The sequence below is a fragment of the Rothia sp. P5764 genome (genome assembly GCF_048512965.1).
Lineage (GTDB): Bacteria > Actinomycetota > Actinomycetes > Actinomycetales > Micrococcaceae > Rothia.
The window spans coordinates 71,375-90,504 of record NZ_JBLXXQ010000004.1 but is presented as its reverse complement, the minus strand read 5'-3'; the positions used below and the strand labels follow the sequence as shown (position 1 = coordinate 90,504).

Annotated in this window: 16 protein-coding genes; 13 read left to right on the top strand and 3 right to left on the bottom strand. The window is 57.1% G+C overall.

Annotated elements, in window-relative coordinates; genetic code table 11:
* Both mtnN and ACN08Y_RS07120 read right to left on the bottom strand, forming a co-directional pair.
* A complete protein-coding gene (gene mtnN / locus ACN08Y_RS07125) occupies nt 1-738 on the bottom strand; it encodes a 5'-methylthioadenosine/S-adenosylhomocysteine nucleosidase (protein ID WP_419112233.1) in 738 nt (245 codons plus the stop codon).
* Nucleotides 738-1,205: an S-ribosylhomocysteine lyase gene (locus tag ACN08Y_RS07120; RefSeq protein ID WP_419112232.1), complete on the bottom strand. Its 468-nt coding sequence runs from the start codon at nt 1,203-1,205 to the stop codon at nt 738-740. Before ACN08Y_RS07120 ends, mtnN begins: the two co-directional genes overlap by 1 nt.
* A gap of 364 nt (nt 1,206-1,569) precedes the next feature.
* Between ACN08Y_RS07120 and ACN08Y_RS07115 the strand changes: the two genes are divergently transcribed.
* From ACN08Y_RS07115 to ACN08Y_RS07100, 4 genes are all read left to right on the top strand, one after another.
* Nucleotides 1,570-2,232 (top strand): hypothetical protein, encoded by a 663-nt coding sequence (locus ACN08Y_RS07115; RefSeq protein WP_419112231.1) that lies wholly within the window; start codon nt 1,570-1,572, stop codon nt 2,230-2,232.
* 225 nt (nt 2,233-2,457) lie between these two features.
* Nucleotides 2,458-2,727, top strand: a complete 270-nt coding sequence (gene rpsO, locus ACN08Y_RS07110) for a 30S ribosomal protein S15 (protein WP_419100185.1) — start codon at nt 2,458-2,460, stop codon at nt 2,725-2,727.
* A 253-nt stretch (nt 2,728-2,980) separates the two neighbouring features.
* Entirely contained in the window at nt 2,981-5,209 is a 2,229-nt protein-coding gene (locus ACN08Y_RS07105; protein WP_419105155.1) for a polyribonucleotide nucleotidyltransferase, read from the top strand.
* A 387-nt stretch (nt 5,210-5,596) separates the two neighbouring features.
* Entirely contained in the window at nt 5,597-6,928 is a 1,332-nt protein-coding gene (locus ACN08Y_RS07100; protein WP_419112230.1) for a M16 family metallopeptidase, read from the top strand.
* A gap of 80 nt (nt 6,929-7,008) precedes the next feature.
* Here the strand turns inward: ACN08Y_RS07100 and ACN08Y_RS07095 are convergent, their stop codons facing one another.
* The gene (locus ACN08Y_RS07095; protein ID WP_419112229.1) at nt 7,009-8,964 is read right to left on the bottom strand and encodes an acyltransferase family protein; all 1,956 of its coding nucleotides are present in this window, start codon (nt 8,962-8,964) and stop codon (nt 7,009-7,011) included.
* A 335-nt stretch (nt 8,965-9,299) separates the two neighbouring features.
* Between ACN08Y_RS07095 and dapB the strand changes: the two genes are divergently transcribed.
* From dapB to ACN08Y_RS07050, 9 genes are all read left to right on the top strand, one after another.
* On the top strand, nt 9,300-10,055 hold the full coding sequence (dapB, locus tag ACN08Y_RS07090) for a 4-hydroxy-tetrahydrodipicolinate reductase (RefSeq protein ID WP_419112228.1): 756 nt from the start codon (nt 9,300-9,302) through the stop codon (nt 10,053-10,055).
* A 4-nt stretch (nt 10,056-10,059) separates the two neighbouring features.
* Entirely contained in the window at nt 10,060-10,665 is a 606-nt protein-coding gene (locus ACN08Y_RS07085) for a tetratricopeptide repeat protein (RefSeq protein WP_419112227.1), read from the top strand.
* Between the two features lie 73 nt (nt 10,666-10,738).
* On the top strand, nt 10,739-11,671 hold the full coding sequence (dapA, locus tag ACN08Y_RS07080; RefSeq protein ID WP_419100179.1) for a 4-hydroxy-tetrahydrodipicolinate synthase: 933 nt from the start codon (nt 10,739-10,741) through the stop codon (nt 11,669-11,671).
* 103 nt (nt 11,672-11,774) lie between these two features.
* Complete coding sequence (locus ACN08Y_RS07075; RefSeq protein WP_419100178.1) at nt 11,775-13,490, top strand: ribonuclease J; 1,716 nt, start codon at nt 11,775-11,777, stop codon at nt 13,488-13,490.
* Between the two features lie 213 nt (nt 13,491-13,703).
* On the top strand, nt 13,704-16,928 hold the full coding sequence (locus ACN08Y_RS07070) for a DNA translocase FtsK 4TM domain-containing protein (RefSeq protein WP_419112225.1): 3,225 nt from the start codon (nt 13,704-13,706) through the stop codon (nt 16,926-16,928).
* 41 nt (nt 16,929-16,969) lie between these two features.
* Nucleotides 16,970-17,575, top strand: a complete 606-nt coding sequence (pgsA, locus tag ACN08Y_RS07065; RefSeq protein ID WP_419112224.1) for a CDP-diacylglycerol--glycerol-3-phosphate 3-phosphatidyltransferase — start codon at nt 16,970-16,972, stop codon at nt 17,573-17,575.
* Nucleotides 17,576-17,584: 9 nt separating this feature from the next.
* Entirely contained in the window at nt 17,585-18,088 is a 504-nt protein-coding gene (locus tag ACN08Y_RS07060) for a CinA family protein (protein ID WP_419112223.1), read from the top strand.
* A 244-nt stretch (nt 18,089-18,332) separates the two neighbouring features.
* Nucleotides 18,333-18,782: a helix-turn-helix domain-containing protein gene (locus ACN08Y_RS07055; RefSeq protein ID WP_419100175.1), complete on the top strand. Its 450-nt coding sequence runs from the start codon at nt 18,333-18,335 to the stop codon at nt 18,780-18,782.
* 82 nt (nt 18,783-18,864) lie between these two features.
* Nucleotides 18,865-19,086 (top strand): DUF3046 domain-containing protein, encoded by a 222-nt coding sequence (locus ACN08Y_RS07050; protein WP_419100174.1) that lies wholly within the window; start codon nt 18,865-18,867, stop codon nt 19,084-19,086.
* The last annotated feature ends 44 nt before the right edge of the window (nt 19,087-19,130 follow it).

The following is a 19,130-nucleotide window of genomic DNA, read 5'->3' as shown; positions in this document are numbered from 1 at the left end:
CTAGATAGTCAGGAGGGCTAGGACGAGCTGGGCGCTCCTAGCCGCTACGATGGGGGCATCCATGTGGAAGTCCTGATCGGCTGCGGGGCCGCAGAGATCCGAAATACCACGGATAGCGATGAAAGGAATTGAACGGCTAGCACAAATTTGTGCCAGCGCGGTGGTTTCCATGTCTGTGGATAGTGCCTGGGGGAAAATCTCCCGGGTGTCCTTGACATTATGAGCAGTTACGAAAGAGCCACCAGCCAGCATCGTACCGAACAGGGGCTTGCCTTGGCCGGTGTAGCTGGCAGCAGCCTGCCGGGCCTTATCAACCAGTGCCGCATCGGAACTATAGCTAGCTGGCATACCGGGAACCTGACCGTAGGCGTAGCCAAATGCTGTGGCATCTGCGTCGGTGTAGGTGTAGTCGGTGCCTACCGCCAAATCGCCTACCTCCACGTCGGCCCGTAGGCCACCGGCTGTACCGGCAGAGATAACTGCGGTGGGGTTGGCAACCACTGAAAGCGCCAGGCTCAGGGCCGTGGACGCGTTGACCAAGCCGATCTTAGAACGCACCAGCAGAATGGGGTGCTCTTCGCTGTCCGTCGTGTAGGTACGGGGGTAGAAAACTGCCTCACCCACGGTGAAAGCGGAGCCAGCTTCTTCAGTAGTTTCAAGGAAGGGCGCTGCCTCTTCATCCATTGCCACCTGAACGATAGTGGCACGGTCGAAGCCTTTGAAGGTAGGAGCGGACACTAGGCCATCACCTGCGCCCATTTATCTTTACGGTCAAGGAAGATCCGCACAGCTTCTTGGGCTTCTTGCAGTGAGTGGTTAGCACCCCAGCCGCACTGAACCTCATTGGCCGCAGGGACCTCTGTCGCCCGAAGCAGATCGTTCATGGTGGCTTCAAGGATAGCCATAAAGGCCTCGGGTTCGAGCCCCAGGGTCAGGGCGTAGAAACCGGTTTGGCAGCCCATAGGGGAAAAGTCGATGAGAGCGTCGGTGTGGTTGCGCATATGGTGCGCGGTCATATGCTCAATCGAGTGGATAGCCTTCATGCCCAGGTGCTCTTTATTGGGCTGGCAGAAGCGGACATCGTATTTGATGAGGACGTCCCCTCCGGGTAGTTCTTTTCGTCCTGCGACGCGCACATACGGCGCAAGAACGAGGGTGTGGTCTAAATCAAATGATTCAACATTGGTTTGATCTCGTGAAGTCATTGTTAAATTATATAGTCCTCAATGGGCTACCCAAGAGTAACCGCCATGTTTGTAAGGCTTGAGCTGTGAAGTGATGTGAAAATTGGGTTTGAGCGAATGAACAAAGGGGTATCGGTTCGTATTCAGCCTCCTAACAGTAAAGGCCCGACCTGGGGACTCTTCCCCTGATGAGGAAAGTCGGCAACCCCGTCATGACAAAAATCCATAGTTTTAGACTGTTAGGATTGAAGCGGTTGAGAAAGCTTGCAAAAGTTTCTGTTTGGTTACTGCTCAAGGTTTTTAAACTCACCCGGTGGGTAAAATGAGCTTAGAACTGACGTTTGGGTTCGTTGCGTATACCGTTTACATAGAGCGAAAGAATCAAATGACAGAAAATCTAACCCGTCGAACAGTAACAAAGGGCGCAGCCTGGTCTATTCCTGCTGTGGTTGCTTCTACTACTATCCCGGCGTACGCAGCATCAAACCCTTCGGGTCAGGTCTCACCCAGTTCCAACACGATTGTACCCGCTGTAACTATTACTGTTACCGGAACGAAGTCGTTTACGGCTTTTGGGGAGCCTGATAGCTCCGGCGGCGGAACCTCCTACAGCATCAATTCAGGGCAATGGCAAGTTGTTCCCCCCGCAGAGCTAGGCACCGTTACCGCCTTTAAGGTAGAGGAAGTCGTCGGTTCTGCCGCCTTTGTGGTGAGTGCCAGTGGAGTCAAATCAACCGCCACCGTCACGAAAGCTTCCGCATCTGAAACCCAGACCATTGGGTCAGGGGTAGAGCGCCTTGTAGAGATTCGTTCCCAAGTTCCTTACCGCCTCTTGGCTAAGAAAGCCGATAACTACATGGAAAAGGTATCAATTCCTTTCCAACTCACATGGTTTAAGGGTCTGTCCCAGGTAGGGCAGGCCAGCTCTTACTATATTAACTGGGACTTCTCTATCGCACCGGACTGGTTCGGTAACTACCCTGATGAAGGATCTGTATCTACCAGCGGGGAGGGCTACAGTATCAGCGCTCTCCCGCTCTACGAGTAAACTGCATACAAAGGTAGATATACTCACACTAAATAGTGAGAAGCCCGTCTTGAAACCCCGCACCGCTTTGCTATAGCCTTGAGAGTGGCCCCTTAGTGGGGTTAACCAAGTAAATATTCTTCGACTGCGGTCCGTGGCAGTCAGAATACAAAAATCGTTAGATTTTTGCTCCCGCTAGTAAACACTAGTCGGGCCGTACACGGCACTAACTCTAGGAGTTATAAAGTGGCACTCGATCCCGCCATCAAGCAAGAAATCATGAAGGAATACGCAACCCACGAAGGTGACACCGGTTCACCCGAGGTTCAGGTTGCAGTTCTGACTCGTCGCATCACCGACCTGACCGAACATCTCAAGTTCCACAAGCATGACCACCACTCACGTCGTGGCCTCATGATCCTTGTTGGTCGTCGCCGTAACCTGCTGGGCTACCTCAAGAGCATCGATATTGAACGTTACCGTGCACTTATCGAACGCCTCGGTATCCGTCGCTAAGGCGAAGGCTGCACCAGAGTGAGGGCGCCACTGTAATCCACCAGTAACTTCGGGTTCCTTGGAACACGGAGTCAGTGTGGGGCAGTGACGCCCTTATAGTTCTCCCAAGAGAACATCAACATAAACTACGAAGTCGTCGCGCATTGTCACGGTCCTCGGTAGCGGTTTACAGAAGACACCCGGCAAGGGTGCTCCCACTGTGAGCCTCAATCGATGACCAGCAGCGCGGCGCAGATAAGGAAACGGAGGAACCTTGGAAGGTCCCGAAATTCAATTTGCAGAAGCAATCATCGACAACGGCAAGTTTGGAAAGCGCCTTGTACGCTTTGAAACAGGCCGCCTAGCCCAGCAGGCAGCTGGCGCAGCTCTGGTCACTATCGACGAAGATACGACCCTGCTCTCGGCCACCGCCGTTGGCAAGAGCCCCCGAGAAGGTTTTGACTTCTTCCCTCTCACCGTAGACGTTGAAGAGCGTATGTACGCAGCCGGTAAGATTCCCGGCTCCTTCTTCCGCCGCGAGGGCCGCCCCTCAACCGAAGCGATCCTGGCTGCGCGTCTGATTGACCGCCCTCTGCGCCCTGTCTTCAAGAAGGGTATCCGCAACGAGGTCCAGGTTGTTGTTACCGTTCTGACCATCGACCCCGATGAAATCTACAACACTGTAGCTATCAACGCCGCATCCTGCTCCACCACCCTTTCAGGTGCACCCTTCGCTGGCCCCATCGGCGGCGTACGTATTGCCTTGATAGATGACCAGTGGGTCTGCTTCCCCAAGTTCTCCCAGCTTGAGAACGCGGTCTTCGACATGGCCGTTGCCGGTCGCGTCGTGACTAAGGCAGACGGTACCGAAGACGTTGCCATCATGATGGTTGAGGCTGAAGCTACCGATACCTCCTGGAAGCTCATCAAGGAAAACGGTGCCACCGCACCCACCGAAGAGATTGTCTCTGAGGGCCTAGAAGCCGCAAAGCCTTTCATCGCCGCTCTGTGCAAGGCCCAGTCAGACCTGGCTGCACGCGCAGGCAAGCCCGCTATGGAACTCCCCATCTTTGGCGAACGTGCCGCAGAGGTAGATGAAGCCGTCAAGGCTTTTGAACCCAAGATCGTGGAGGTCTACTCCATCGCAGGTAAGCAGGAGCGCGAACTGGCATCTGCTAACCTTCAGCAGGAAGTTCTCGAAGCACTCGCTGGCGAAGGTAAAGAATTTGAAGGCCGCGAAGACGAAGTTAACGCAGCATTCAACGCCCTGAGCAAGCACCTTGTACGTCAGCGAATTCTGACAGAGCAGGTTCGTATCGATGGCCGCGGCCTGACCGATATCCGTCAGCTCACCGCCGAGGTTGAGGTTCTGCCTCGCGTACACGGCTCAGCAATTTTCGAGCGTGGTGAAACCCAAATTATGGGTGTGACTACGCTAAATATGCTTAAAATGGAACAGCAGCTGGACTCACTCTACCCGGTCAAGTCCAAGCGCTACATCCACCACTACAACTTCCCACCCTATTCCACAGGTGAAACCGGTCGCGTTGGTTCCCCCAAACGACGCGAAATCGGTCACGGTGCCCTGGCCGAGCGTGCCATCACTCCGGTCCTTCCGGACCGCGAGGATTTTCCCTACGCAATCCGCCAGGTGTCAGAAGCCTTGGGCTCCAATGGTTCAACCTCCATGGGCTCAGTTTGCGCTTCAACCCTTTCCCTGCTCAACGCAGGTGTGCCCCTGCGTGCACCTGTAGCGGGTATCGCTATGGGCCTTGTCTCCGATGAGGTCAACGGCGAAACTCGCTATGCAGCTCTCACCGATATCCTCGGTGCAGAAGATGCGCTGGGAGATATGGACTTCAAGGTAGCGGGTACCAGTGAGTTCGTGACTGCTATCCAGCTTGATACCAAGCTGGACGGTATTCCCGCCTCGGTTCTGGCCGGTGCCCTGACCCAGGCACGCGAAGCACGCCTGCACATCTTGGAAGTTATCAATGCCGCCATTGACGCTCCCGACGAGATGAGCGACTTTGCGCCCCGCGTGATTTCGGTGAAGGTTCCCGTTGCCAAGATTGGTGAGGTCATCGGGCCCAAGGGCAAGATGATCAACCAGATCCAGGAAGAGACCGGGACCGACATCTCTATCGAAGATGACGGCACCGTCTACATCGGTGCAACCGATGGCCCGTCCGCGGAAGCAGCTCGCGCAGCTATCAATGCCATTGCTAATCCTCAGGTTCCTGAGATTGGCGAACGCTACCTGGGTACCGTTGTGAAGACAACTGCCTTCGGCGCTTTCGTATCTTTGACCCCCGGCAAGGACGGCCTGCTTCACATTAGCGAGCTTCGTAAGCTCAATGATGGCAAGCGCGTTGACGACGTTGAAGATGTCGTCGGTGTAGGGCAGAAGGTTCAGGTTGAGATCGCCAAGATTGACGACCGTGGCAAGCTGTCACTGATTCCGGTTGTTGCGGAAGAAGACAGCGAAGCCACTGAAGGCTAAAAGCAGGATTTTGACTTAGGTCGATGCCCTGTCGCTAAAGAATAAAGAGGGAAACTCATCACTCGATGAGTTTCCCTCTTTATAAGTCAAACGGTTGAAACCTTGCAATCGCGGAGATTCGCCCTGCCAGCAAAACCTTGACTCATCACATGCTGTTTGAACAAGTATGCCTTGTCAGGGGCTTGCTTTATCTTCCTTTAGGGGCTGACTTCAGGTTCCTAGGGCTTGGGTAGGGCCTCAGCCAGTAGTTCTGCGAATATACCTTGCCATATTACTATCCTTGATGACTGCCCTTGTGTACCTAGCCCGTCAAGTCACAGCACTAGGTTTTGTGTTTGCTCCGGTAAGGTATATGCCTGGATATGTCTGATCTATAGAAAGCGCACTATGCCCATAGAACTACCCATCACCCTGGCGGATCTCGCCGGTGAGCTTGATTATCTGAATGGTCGTCTGATCTATGTGGGGGAAGGCGGTAACGAGGTTCGCCGTAGCGTCTTACCCGGTGGCGTTCGCGTGATTACTGAACGTATGCCCTCCCAGCGCAGTATTTCTCTTGGCTTTTGGGTGGGCGTTGGCTCCCGCGATGAACAGCCCGGCATGCTGGGTTCTACGCACTTCTTAGAACACCTTCTGTTCAAGGGTACCCCCAGCCGTACAGCATTAGATATAGCCCATGCCTTTGACCGCGTAGGTGGTGAGTCCAATGCGCTGACCGCTAAAGAACACACCTGCTACTATGCGCGTGTGCTCGATGACGACACCGCTATGGCAATCGACCTTATCGCTGATATGGTGACTGGCGCGGTACTGGACCCTGAGCTCTTAGAACAGGAGCGCGGTGTCATCCTGGAAGAAATCGCTATGGACCAAGATGACCCCACCGACGTTGCTTTTGAATCCTTTATTGAACAGCTCATGGGGCAGAACCCTCTGGGGCGACCTATCGGTGGTACCCCTCAGGAGATTACAGAAGTAGCCCGCGATAAGGTCTGGGAACACTACAAGAAGTTCTACACCCCGGACAGGCTGGTTATTTCTGCAGCGGGCAGCCTAAACCACTCACATATCGTTCAGCTAGTTCTCGAATCACTGGACAACCGGGGCTGGGACCTCACCGAGGGGAAGGCCCCGGAACCTCGCCGGTCCCGCCAGCAGGCAGTTATTGTTCCGGGCGCTCGGGAGCGGACCCTGGATAAAGGGTTCGAGCAAACCAACATTGTGATGGGTTGCCCCGGACTGGTAGCTGGCGATGACCGCCGGTATGTGATGAGCGTGCTCAATAGCGCCCTGGGTGGTGGAATGTCCTCCCGCCTTTTCCAGGAAATCCGCGAAAAACGTGGCCTTGCCTACTCCACTTTCTCCTTTAGCGGCTCCTACTCCGATGCGGGCTACTTCGGTATGTACGCCGGGTGCCTACCGGCTAAGACCCAGCAGGTAGGTGAGCTCATGCGCTCAACCTTTGATGAATTGGTCCGTGACGGGCTCACCCAGGACGAGCTGGATAAGGTGCTCGGGCAGCTGGGTGGCGGAACCATTCTGGGGAGCGAAGACGCGGGGTCCCGGATGAGTCGTCTGGGTCGTGCAGAACTGGATTCAGGCCAATTCCGGAGCCTTGACGAGCTCCTAGAGGGGATCCGATCTGTTACCCTCGAAGAGGTTCAAGAGCTTGCGGCTTTCCTATCCAAGCAGGAATGGGTCACTACCATTGTGAAATAGCAAATGATCAAAGCCCCTCCCTGATAACAGGGGGGGGCTTTAGCTTTACCCGCAATGTCAGGGTGATGGACGGCAGAGGACTAGGGCCGGTTGGCGGCAACCGCTTGCGCTACCGCCGCTTTAACAGTTGAGGCGTAGACCGTAAGGCCCTGTCCCTGGGGGTGTACGCCATCAGAGACAAGGTACTCCGGGTGTCCGCTTGCTGCGGCCTGCCAGTCAGCAATAAAGACGGTGCCGGGGTTCTTCTGCGCAAATTCACGGATGACCTTGTTGGAGGGCTCTATCCAGGTGAGGTTTGCTGGCCCCAGACCTGTTACCAGCACAATCTTTCGCTGGCCATCGGGTGAAACGGTAGCTTTGAGTGTTTCCAGTTGCTCCAGTGTGAATGTTGAGTTAGCGGTCACAGAAAGAACCAGTACCTGGCCTGTCTGGCTGTCCTTGGTCATTTGCTCGATGAGAGGTAGGGCCGCTGAACTGGTGCGGGAGACCTCGGCATTAACCCTTGCAAGTGGCATTGCCTGCCCGAGCGCAGCCGCAGAAGCCAAGGTGACTGAGTCCCCAACGATGGTGACGCTTTGGCCCTCAGCAGTAGCCGGTAGAAGATCTGCAGTCGCGCTGGGGGAGGGGCTGGGGGTGTGGCTTTCTTCGCTGGTCTCAGCTACTTGGGTTTCTGTGGCTTCGGGCGCCCGTGATGGGTTCTCTGACGCGGTGTAGTTTTCCCCTGCTGCGACGACAGCCTGGGCCTCGGTCATAGTTGGCGCTGTGCGAACTGCAAAAACCGTGCAAATGAGCACAACCGCAGTGAGCGCCGCTGAAGCCAGCGGCAGGGTTCTCTGGCCGGGAACGAACATAGCGGAAAGCCAGGCTGTAATTGCACCGCGGAAACCCAGTTTACGAACCGGCTGTTCAATATAAATGTAGGACAGTCCCGCAATCACCAGCGTTAGCATAAGAACTCCGCCGTTTACCCAGGGGGAGCGTGCGGCACCGAAGGTGTAGTGGGCGAGGACCATGAGCGGCCAGTGCCACAGGTAGATGCCGTAGGAACGCTGACCTACCCACACGAGGGGGTAGAGCGAAAGTAAGCCTCTAAAGAGGTTGCTGGTGCCACCGCGCACATCGGGTAGAAGCGCCTGAATCATGCCAAGACCTAATAGAGACCCTGCCAGTAGGCCCCAGGGGATGAGCAGGCTTGGGCGCTGATCGGTCAGAGCCAGGGCCAGGGGGAAGACCAGCCCCAGGCAAGCCCACCCGATGAGCTGGCGGATCCAGCCCCAGATTCCGTTGCCGTAGCCCACATGGTCATAAAGGCGGGGGTCAACCGGCGGGTACATAGACCAGGGCACCAACATGGCCAGAAGAACGCCGAGCATCAGCCCGTAGAGGTGGGTGTCCGTACCGTAGTAGAGGCGGGTTGTGGAGGCACCGATGAAAGTGAGAACCAGTGCTGTGAGTAATGAGAGCACACCTAAAATTGCCGGAACCAGCGCCCGCTGCCACCATTTGGCGGTGAACATGAAGACGAAGACCATAATGACCGGCCAGAAGAAGTAGAACTGCTCTTCAAGAGCCAGCGACCAGAAGTTGGTCATCAGCTCAGGTGAGGTCTGCACAAAGTAGTCGTTACCGGCACCGATCAATAGCCAGTTAGATGAGTAGGTAAAAGCGCCCAGAATCTGGCGGCCTAGCCCGACTTGAGCGTCCCCTCCCACAAGTAGTGCCAGCGCGCCCACAACCAGGCTGAGCCAAGCAAAAGCCGGGACAAGGCGGCGTAAGCGACGGATCCAGAAGGAGACAATATCCATTTTTCCGGTGTAGGCGCCTTCGCGCAGTAGGAGCGCGGTAATCAGGTAGCCGGAAATGACGAAGAAGATATCGACACCGATCATTCCACCGGGTAGGTGCTGGGGCCAGAAATGGTAGATAACCACCAGCAGGACGGCGAGCGCACGGATACCGTCCAACCCGCGCAGGACAAAATGACCCTGGCCTTCGGGTGGGTGAACATCGGAGTAAAAAACGTGGTCGTCTTTCATGGGTCCTTAGGGGGTCATAGTCAGCTGTGCTAGGGCACCCTATCTAGTGTAAGAGCTAGGTGGGGTTTTGACGCTATAGCCGGAGAGGTGTTGGTCGCTTCTGTGCCTGGGGGCTTGAGTATGTTAGGCAATAGCAGCTGGCAGCTTGCGGTATTTTCCACCTGTCCTGGTTGCGGTGAATACGCTGGGTCTGCCCAGGTTGGGGTGCGTAGCCTGGTCCTGTTGGCTAGAGTAGTGATGTGACTCGTTAGCGTATGGCCTGCCATCACCACGCGTCATATGCGGGTAGTGTCTGGCTTACCCGCACTGTTTACTAGCTATTATGAGGGAAACACATGAGCAAGGTATGGAAAGTCGCTGTGGTGGGAGCCGCAGGTCGCATGGGGGCTGAGGCTGTTAAGGCGGTGAACACCGCTGCGGATATGGATCTGGTTGCTGCCCTGGGCCGAGATGATTCCCTGGACCTCCTCCTTGAGCACGGCGCTGAAGTCATGATTGACCTGACTGTTCCTGCCGCTACCGAGACTAATGTTCGTTTCGCAGTGGAGCACGGTATCCATGCTGTTGTGGGTACTACCGGCTGGACCGAGGGGCGTCTGGCCTCCCTTGAGGCTCTGCTAGCTGAGCACCCGCAGGTTGGTGTGCTTATCGCCCCCAACTTTGCTATCGGCTCGATTCTTGCAACAGAGTTTGCAGCTAAAGCGGCTAAGTACTTTGAGTCCGTTGAGGTCATCGAGATGCACCACCCCAATAAGGTTGATGCCCCCTCCGGTACTGCCGCCCATACCGCCAAGAAAATTGCTGAGGCTCGCAGAGCCGCCGGTGTGGGCCAGTCACCCGACGCCACAGAAACCGATGAGGGCGGCTCACGCGGTGCCCGTGTAGAGGGCGTTAACGTCCACGCTGTGCGTCTGCGCGGTCTGACTGCACACCAGGAAATCCTGCTGGGTGATCCTGGCCAGCAGCTGGTGATCCGCCACGATTCTTTTGAGCGCACCAGCTTTATGCCCGGTGTCCTTCTGGGTGTTCGGCAGGTTGCCTCCCACCCCGGTCTGGCCCTTGGGCTAGACCGCTACATGGATCTGACCTAACCCGATGGGTTCACTGCGCTTATTTACGGCCGGAGCCATCGTCCTAGCAGTTCTGACCCTTATGGTTCTGCCCCTGCCGTTGGGAACTCGACTCTTCTTGTTAGCTGTCGGTGTTTTCTGCGCGGTTTTTATTGCGGTGGACGCCGGTGGCCGGGGAAGAATCTTTGCCTCACTGGTGACAGTGGCTCTGAGCCTCTACCTTGCCCTGACCGCCCAGCGCGGGGTGCTCCTTATGCAGGGCACGGGGCCGGTGGGTATGGCCTTAGGGCTAGCCCTGATCGTTCTGCCTGTCTTGGGGGCTTGGGCTATGGTTCGTGAAATTGTCTTTGGGGCCCGCACCCAGCAACTTGCCTCGCTTATGGCTGCTGAGGGAAAGCTCCCGGAAGATAACCTGCCGCGAACCGACTCAGGTCGCATAGAACGCGCCGCCGCCGATGCCCAGTTCGCTGATTACGCTCAGGCCGTTGAGAATTACCCGCAGGACTGGTCACACTGGTTCAATCTATCGCTGGCTTACGATGCTGCCGGTGACCGTAAACGAGCCCGTAAGGCTATGCGAGCCGCTATTAGCCTCTACCGTGGCGGGTCAGTAGCCAGTATCTCTGTCTAAAAGTTTGCTTGGCTACTTCAGCAATAAGTAAACTCACCCTCCCGTAACCCCAGAATAAGGTAACCTTATTAGTATGTCTGAGACTTCACCGCACACAGTAAAAGCCACCGAGCCCGTCTTTGGGCGACTCCTGACCGCTATGGTCACCCCCTTTACCGCAAACGGCGAAATTGACGAAGCCGCTACCGCTGGGCTTGCTCAAAACCTGGTTGACCGTGGCCACGACGGCCTGATTGTGTGCGGCACAACCGGCGAATATTCCACCATGACCGATGAGGAAAACGAACGCGTTTTCCGCATCGTCAAAGAGGCCGTGGGGGACCGCGCCAAGATTGTTGCTGGTGTTGGTTCTAACGACACCGCCCACACCCTGCACCTAGCCTCCCGCGCTGAGGCCGTAGGCGTAGATGGCCTACTGGTTGTTACCCCCTACTACAACAAGCCCACTCAGACCGGCCTTGAAGCCCACTTCCGCACCCTGGCGGACGCGGTTAAAACCCCCGTCATGCTCTACGACATTCCCGGTCGAGCGGGTATCGCAATTAGCCCCGAGGTTTACCGTGCCCTGGCCAGCCACGAGAATATCGTTGCGGTCAAGGATGCCAAGGCTGATTTCACCGCTGCTACCGAGGTCATGGAAACCACTGACCTGCAATACTACTCAGGTGATGACGGGCTGACCCTGCCCTGGATTGCTATGGGCGCTGTGGGCCTGGTTGGTGTCACCAGCCACCTAGCCCCCGAACTCTTCCGCAAGCTCATTGACTCCGCCCTTGCCGGGGATCTAGCAACCGCCCAGCAGATCCACCTTGACCTTGCCCCCATCGTGCGTGCGGCCATGAGTCGCGTACCCGGGTGCGTTGCCGCCAAACAGATTCTGCAGTGGCAGGGCCTGCTTGAAACCAAGACCGTGCGCCTACCCCATGCGGTAGCCACTGAAGCCGAAGCGGCGCTCATGCGAGCAGACCTTGAAGGTTCCGTTATCGCTTCCTCCCTCCTTAAGTAAAGACCTATTGCGGGGTCCGGCGGGTTCACCCAAAATCATGCGATTTTGAGGTGGCCCGCTTTGCCCGTATTGAGAAAAAATAAATCGACAGATAAGAGAACACATGCAAACAGTAACCAGTCCGCACCTTCCCCCCAAACTCAGGAAAGACACCCTCCGCGTTGTCCCCCTGGGTGGCCTGGGCGAAGTTGGCCGCAACATGACCGTCTACGAGATCAACGGCAAACTGCTCATCGTTGACTGTGGCGTGCTCTTCCCCGAAGAGTCTCAGCCCGGCGTTGACCTGATTCTTCCTGACCTGAACTACATCAAAGACCGACTGGACGATGTTGTAGCACTCGTGCTGACCCACGGCCACGAAGACCACATCGGCGCTGTTCCCTATCTCCTGCGTCGCCGCCCAGATATTCCCTTGGTTGGCTCACAGCTGACCCTGGCACTGGTTGAAGCTAAGCTACAGGAACACCGCATCAAGCCCTACACCATGGAAGTCCTTGAAGGCCAGGTTGAGCGCTTTGGCCCCTTCGAGTGTGAATTTGTGGCGGTTAACCATTCCATTCCCGACGCCCTGGCTGTCTTTATCCGTACCCAGGCAGGTAAGGCCCTGCACACCGGTGACTTCAAGATGGATCAGCTACCCCTCGACGGACGCCTGACCGACCTGCGCCACTTTGCCCGCCTGGGCGAAGAAGGCATTGACCTCTTCCTACCGGACTCCACTAACGCTGAGGTCCCCGGCTTCACCCCCACCGAGAAGAACATCGGGCCCGTTATCTCTAACGTCATGCGCGATGCCAAGAAGCGCGTTATCGTTGCCTCCTTCTCCTCGCATGTCCACCGTGTACAGCAGGTGCTGGATGCCGCGGCAGAACGCGGCCGCAAGGTGGTACTAGTGGGCCGCTCCATGGTCCGCAATATGACCATCGCCGAGAAGCTGGGCTACCTCAAGGTGCCAGATGGTCTGCTCGTTGACCTTAAAAAGGTTGATGACTACCGCCCCGACCAGATTGTTATGATGTGCACCGGTTCCCAGGGCGAACCCATGGCAGCCCTGTCCCGTATGGCAAACGGAGACCACAAGGTTCAGGTTGAGCAGGGTGACACCATCATCTTGGCATCCTCACTGATTCCCGGCAACGAAACCTCTGTTTACCGCGTGATTAACGGCCTGATGAAGCTGGGAGCCAACGTGGTCCACAAGGGCAATGCTAAGGTCCACGTATCGGGTCACGCCGCAGCGGGCGAACTGCTCTACTGCTACAACATTCTGAAGCCCAAGAACGTCATGCCCGTTCACGGTGAAGTTCGCCACCTGCTTGCCAGCGGTAACCTGGCCGTGGAAACCGGCATCAAGACCGACCGCGTTCTCATCTGTGATTCGGGTACCGTTGTTGACCTCAAGGACGGCATGGCCGAAATCGTCGGACAGGTCCCCTGTGAATACGTCTACGTTGATGGTAAGTCAGTAGGCCATGTGACCGAAGACGACCTCAAAGACCGCCGCGTCCTGGGAGAAGAAGGCTTCGTGTCGATTGTGACCGTGATTGACCGTGCCACCAAGCGTGTTGTGACCGGCCCCGATATTCACGCCCGCGGTATCGCAGAAGACGACTCGGTCTTTGACGACATCACCCCCAAAATTACTGCGGCCCTGGAAGATGCACTGCACCGGGCACCCGAACGGGTTCACACCGCCCACCAGCTGCAGCAGATTGTCCGCCGCACAGTGGGGGCCTGGGTTGCGCGCCGCCTGCGCCGTAAGCCCATGATTGTTCCTGTGGTCATCGAAACCCACACCGCTGAGGCCGATAACAGCTAAAGCATCTGCCCGCCTCGGTTATACCCAGGGCAGGCAGGGCGGGGGAGTGGCTCAGCCCAATGCTGAGAAGCTACCCTCACGATGACTCTGCCACCGGCTTTACCCCTGCACGGGGGAGCCGGTGGCTGTAGTCTGTTAAGAACTACGGTCGCCCACCACCCGGTGCCAGCGACCGTCTGAACTGCACACCGTCACCGACTTGTATTGAGAAGAATGGCTCCGCGAAAGTCTGCATCGAGTAAATCAGCTCCCCGCTCCACCGGGAGTGGCTCAAGGGCGTCCTCACGGCGTTCAACCTCAGCCAAAGGCCGAGGGAAAAAGGGTGCCCCCGCACCGGCTCAGGAAAGCAATATCTTCATTCGAGCTATTGTGGGTGCCTGGCAAGCTCTTGCCTTCATCATCGGTGGTGCTATCCGCCGTATGGGTGCCCTGCGCACCGATATCGAACTTCACGAACGCCGCGATGGGGGAGCCCTCTTTATCCTGGCTATCGGTCTGCTGACTGCCGGTGTGGAATGGTGGGGCTGGCGTGTTGATACCGCAGCTTCCCTCTCCTGGTACGAGTGGCCTCTGCACCTGTGGCACATCATTGTGGGCGGGCTCTTTGGTCAAGGCTCACTGCTCATACCCATTCTCTGCCTCATTTTTGCTATCCGTATTTTCCGTCATCCCCTGGAGGTTAGGGAAAATAACCGGATTGCTATCGGGTTTACTATCATGACGGTTTCGGCTTCAATGATGGGAGCCAAGGTAGCTGGTTACCCCACTTTTTCCAATAACTTTGATGACTTCTGGGGTGGCGGTGGAACCATTGGTGTTCTCATCGGTACGCCCGCTAGCCGTATTGTAGGTGGCATTTCTGTGCTGGAGTGGCTGGTCATTGCACTGGTCTTCTGCGCCGGTGTACTGGTTGCTACTGATACGCCCCTGCGTCAGGTTTGGCCGAAGCTTGTTTTCATTTTCAGTGTGCTCCTGGGGGAGAAACCCAACGGCTCTATCCGCGATGCAGGCCGTCCATCTCGCGCTCGTGCTCAGGATGAAGTCGAGACGCGGGTGCTTGATGAGGAGCATGACCGCTCCTACCTGTACGAAGAGGTTGCTGATACTCCTAGTCCTGCACGCCGTGGTGGGCTGCTGGGCTGGCTAGGTTTTGGGGCGCGGCCCGATACCGACCCCAGGCTTGACCGTTACGAGGGCGATGAGGCCTACCAGAGCGCCCTTCTTTCTGAGCCTGAAACCGATACCGCTCCCGTAGGGCGTGTCACCGCTACCGGTGGTCGCCCTGGCAGCGCTCACCCACAAGAAGCCTTTGATGTTGAGGCACCCCGCAAGCAGACTCGGAAAGAAAAGCGGGCAGCTGCTAAGGCCGCTAAAAAGCAGGGCCAGCTCTTTGACCAGGGCGCCTGGGCCGATGACGGTTATCGTGCCTCCGATGCACCTGCCCAGCGGCTGGACCAGGCTCAGCGGGCGGCCGCTGAATACGGCCGTTTGCCTGAACCTGAGGTAGAAGCAGAACTTCCCAAGACTCTTGAAGCCTGGGAAGAACCTGTCGATGAGGCACCGGCTGCCCTGGAAGCCCCGACCCCTCAGAAGCCCGTAGCGCCTCGTGCGCCTTCTGTGCCTCGACCTTCTGCTAGGCCTACCGCTGCGGGTTCTGCAACCGGCTCTGCCCTCGGTGCCGCCCTGACTGGAGCCGCAGCCAAGGGTTCAGCACCTGCTAAGCCTGCGGACACCCCAGCGCCCCGCCTTGAACGGCTCGCCGCTAAAATTCAGAACCACACCGTTGCAGAGACAACCGAACAGCCCCGTGGGGAACTGGTTGTGGAGTCCTCAACCGGTACCTACGCCCTGCCTACCGAGAGCATGCTCGAAGCAGGCCCCCCCGCTAAGGAAAAGTCCGAAGCCAATGAGCAGGTCGTTGAGGCCCTGACCAACGTGCTGGATCAGTTCAAGGTCGATGCCGAAGTCACCGGCTTCTCCCGTGGACCCACGGTCACCCGCTACGAGATTGAGCTGGGCTCTGGTACCAAGGTGGAACGCGTTACCGCTCTGTCCAAGAACATTGCCTACGCGGTAGCTTCGGACGATGTGCGTATCCTGTCGCCCATTCCCGGCAAGAGCGCCATCGGTATTGAGATTCCCAATACCGACCGCGAAATCGTGGTGCTGGGTGATGTCCTGCGTTCGGCTAAGGCTCACGCAACCGAGCACCCCATGGTCATGGGCGTTGGTAAGGACGTTGAAGGTGGCTTCGTCATTGCCAACCTGGCTAAGATGCCGCACATGCTGGTGGCTGGTGCGACCGGTGCCGGTAAGTCCTCCTTCGTGAACTCCATGATTACCTCCATCCTGATGCGCTCCACCCCCGATCAGGTTCGCCTGATTATGGTGGACCCCAAGCGCGTAGAACTTACCGCCTACGAGGGCGTGCCCCACCTGATTACGCCCATCATCACCAACCCCAAGAAGGCCGCCGAGGCCCTTCAGTGGGTTGTGCGTGAGATGGACGCCCGCTACGATGACCTGGCCCACTACGGCTACAAGCACATTGATGATTTCAACAAGGCGGTCAAGGCCGGCAAGATTCAGCCAGATCCCGGTTCTAAGCGCCAGATTAAGGCTTACCCCTACCTGCTGGTCATTGTGGACGAGCTTGCTGACCTCATGCTGGTGGCTCCGCGCGATGTTGAAGAATCTATTGTGCGTATCACCCAGCTAGCTCGTGCCGCCGGTATCCACCTGGTACTGGCAACCCAGCGCCCATCGGTGGATGTTGTGACCGGCCTGATTAAGGCTAACGTGCCTTCGCGTATGGCTTTTGCGACCTCATCGGTGACTGACTCCCGCGTGGTCCTTGATCAGCCCGGTGCCGAGAAACTGATTGGCCAGGGTGATGCCCTCTTCCTGCCCATGGGTGCTTCCAAACCCATGCGTGTTCAGGGTGCCTGGGTGAGCGAGTCCGAGATTCACGAGGTCGTGGAGCACGTTAAGAAGCAGGCTCCCGCCATCTACCGCGAGGACGTCATCGCTGTTGCCCCCTCCAAGAAGATTGATGATGACATTGGAGATGACCTCGATGATCTCTTGCGGGCCGCTGAACTAGTGGTGAACACCCAGTTCGGTTCAACCTCCATGCTGCAGCGTAAGCTCCGTGTGGGGTTTGCTAAGGCTGGCCGCCTCATGGACCTGCTCGAATCCCGCGAGGTCGTTGGCCCCTCCGAGGGGTCCAAGGCCCGTGACGTTCTGGTTCAGCCCGATGACCTGCCCACCGTCCTAGCAAAGATTCGTGGTCAAGAGCCCCCGGTGGAGGCCACTGATGATACCTACGGCCATGACCCAGTTGCTCACATGAACGACGGAGTCCCAGAAGCTGTGGACTACTACGACACCATGGACGAACCCGATAGCGAAGACGCCTGGAACCTGACCGGCAGATAGCCCCTTGATCCCCGGCCCCCGCTCTACTCTAAGGAGAACCGATGTCTGAGCATAACCCCGGTACCGTATCAAACTGGAACATACCCAATGCCCTGACGGCCCTGCGTATTGTTATGGTTCCCCTCTTCGTCTGGGCCCTGCTGGGCGGTGGGGTCTACGGTGCTAGCGATATGGGCCTGCGCTGGTGGGCCGTCGTCATCTTTATCCTGGCTATGATTACCGACTGGCTTGACGGTCACCTGGCCCGCTCGCGGGGGCTGATTACCAGCTTCGGAAAGATTGCCGACCCGATTGCCGATAAGCTTCTGACCGGTGCCGCCTTTGTTGTTCTTTCTATGCTGGGGGAGCTGTGGTGGTGGGTCACCCTGGTCATTCTGGTGCGCGAGTGGGGCATTACCGTGATGCGCCTGTTCATTATCAGGTACGGTGTGATGGCCGCCTCTAAGGGAGGTAAGCTCAAAACCGTTTTGCAGACCCTTGCCCTGGTGCTGATGATCCTGCCTCTGGGTCTTTTGGGTAGCTGGGCACTCTGGCCGGGCTGGCTGCTCATGGCCGCTGTTGTGTTAGTGACTGTAGTTACCGGTATTGATTATGTGCTGAAGGCTATGCGGTTGCGCCGCGACTATTACGCCCAGCAGAGCAAGTAGGTCCCTGTTATGCAAGCTCCTGACGCTCAGTTCCACCTGGAGGAAGCCGCCGCCCAGCTCGTTGCATCGGCAACAGAGTCGGGGTGCCTGCTGGCAACCGCTGAGTCTTTGACCGGTGGCATGGTTGGCCAGTTCATCTGTTCGGTGCCCGGTGCTTCTGCCGTCTACCGGGGTGGCGTTATCTCATACGCTACCGAGGTTAAGGCTCAGGTGCTGGGGGTTCCGGTTGGTCTTCTGGCTGAGCGCGGTGCGGTGGATCCCGATGTTGCCCTAGCTATGGCCGCTGGGACGGCCCGGGTTTGCGGTGCCGACTACGGTGTTGCCACAACGGGCGCTGCTGGCCCGGAGCCATGTGACGGTAAGCCTGTTGGCCGGGTCTACCTGGCGGTATACGGTCCCACAGGTAGCTGTGTCGTCGAGAAGAACTACGCCGGGGGGCGGGCTGGGATTCGGGCGCAGGCCGCTCACCATGCCCTGCTTTTGCTGGCTGAAGCTATCGGGAATAATTTTTAGCGGGGGACTGAGGATGCTCGCACACTACCTCCTCAAAATTTCCAGGAAATTTTCAGATGAATTTTTCAGCAAACAGGGAATGAAAACACAGAACTGTAGGTTTAGATAGATGTCATAAGAATAAAACGTGAACTTACGTGACTTATTCTCAACTTGAGCTGACGAACACGTAGCAATTACGTTAGGCTGAAGTACACAGCTCCTGATCTACCGGGAGCACGATCACCAGGAGATTGGTATAAAAATGACTAAGCAACCCGTATCCGTGAACGGTGTCGTCCGTTGGAAGGATGTGGGTCAGACCGAGAACACTGTCCCCGCCCAAGACACCGGTAAAGTTATTCTGCTCCGCCACGCAATTGGCGAAGTCCTGCGCGATGTCCGCCAGCGACAGGGGCGAACCCTCCGCGAAGTTTCACACTCTGCGCGAGTCTCCCTTGGCTACCTCAGTGAGGTAGAACGCGGTCAGAAGGAAGCCTCATCTGAGCTTCTTGCCTCTATCTGCCAGGCTCTCAACATCTCACTCTCAGCTATGCTGGGCGAAGTATCCCACCGCATGGCTGTTGAAGAAGGCTTCTCGGTACCCGATACTGTGCCCGCAGAATTCTCCGAGCAGTTCAAGCGTGAATACGGAATCGCGGCTACTTCAAGCCGAGACATTCCTGCCGTTGAACGCCCTCTCCTGACCCGATAAAACGGAGTGAGCGTACGACAAGGAGCCGGGTCCCTCACAGGGGGAGCCGGCTCCTTCTATCTGCAAGCAGGAAGAGGATAGGATGAAACTTAGTGAATTTTGGGCTGCCATGGACCACGAGTTTGGCCCAGCCTATGCCAGGCATCTGGTGCGGGATTTAGTTCCGGGTGATTTTGGGGACCTGACTGCGGGGCAAGCTCTGGAGGCTGGTGCCGATGTGCGCACCGTCTGGCTCGCGATTTGCCGGGAACAGGACGTCCCCGAAGCACGTAGGCTTGGCCCGGACATACCGCCTGCCCCCTAGCTGGGGAGTTGGGTGTGGCAGGGAGCCCAATAGAAAACCATTCG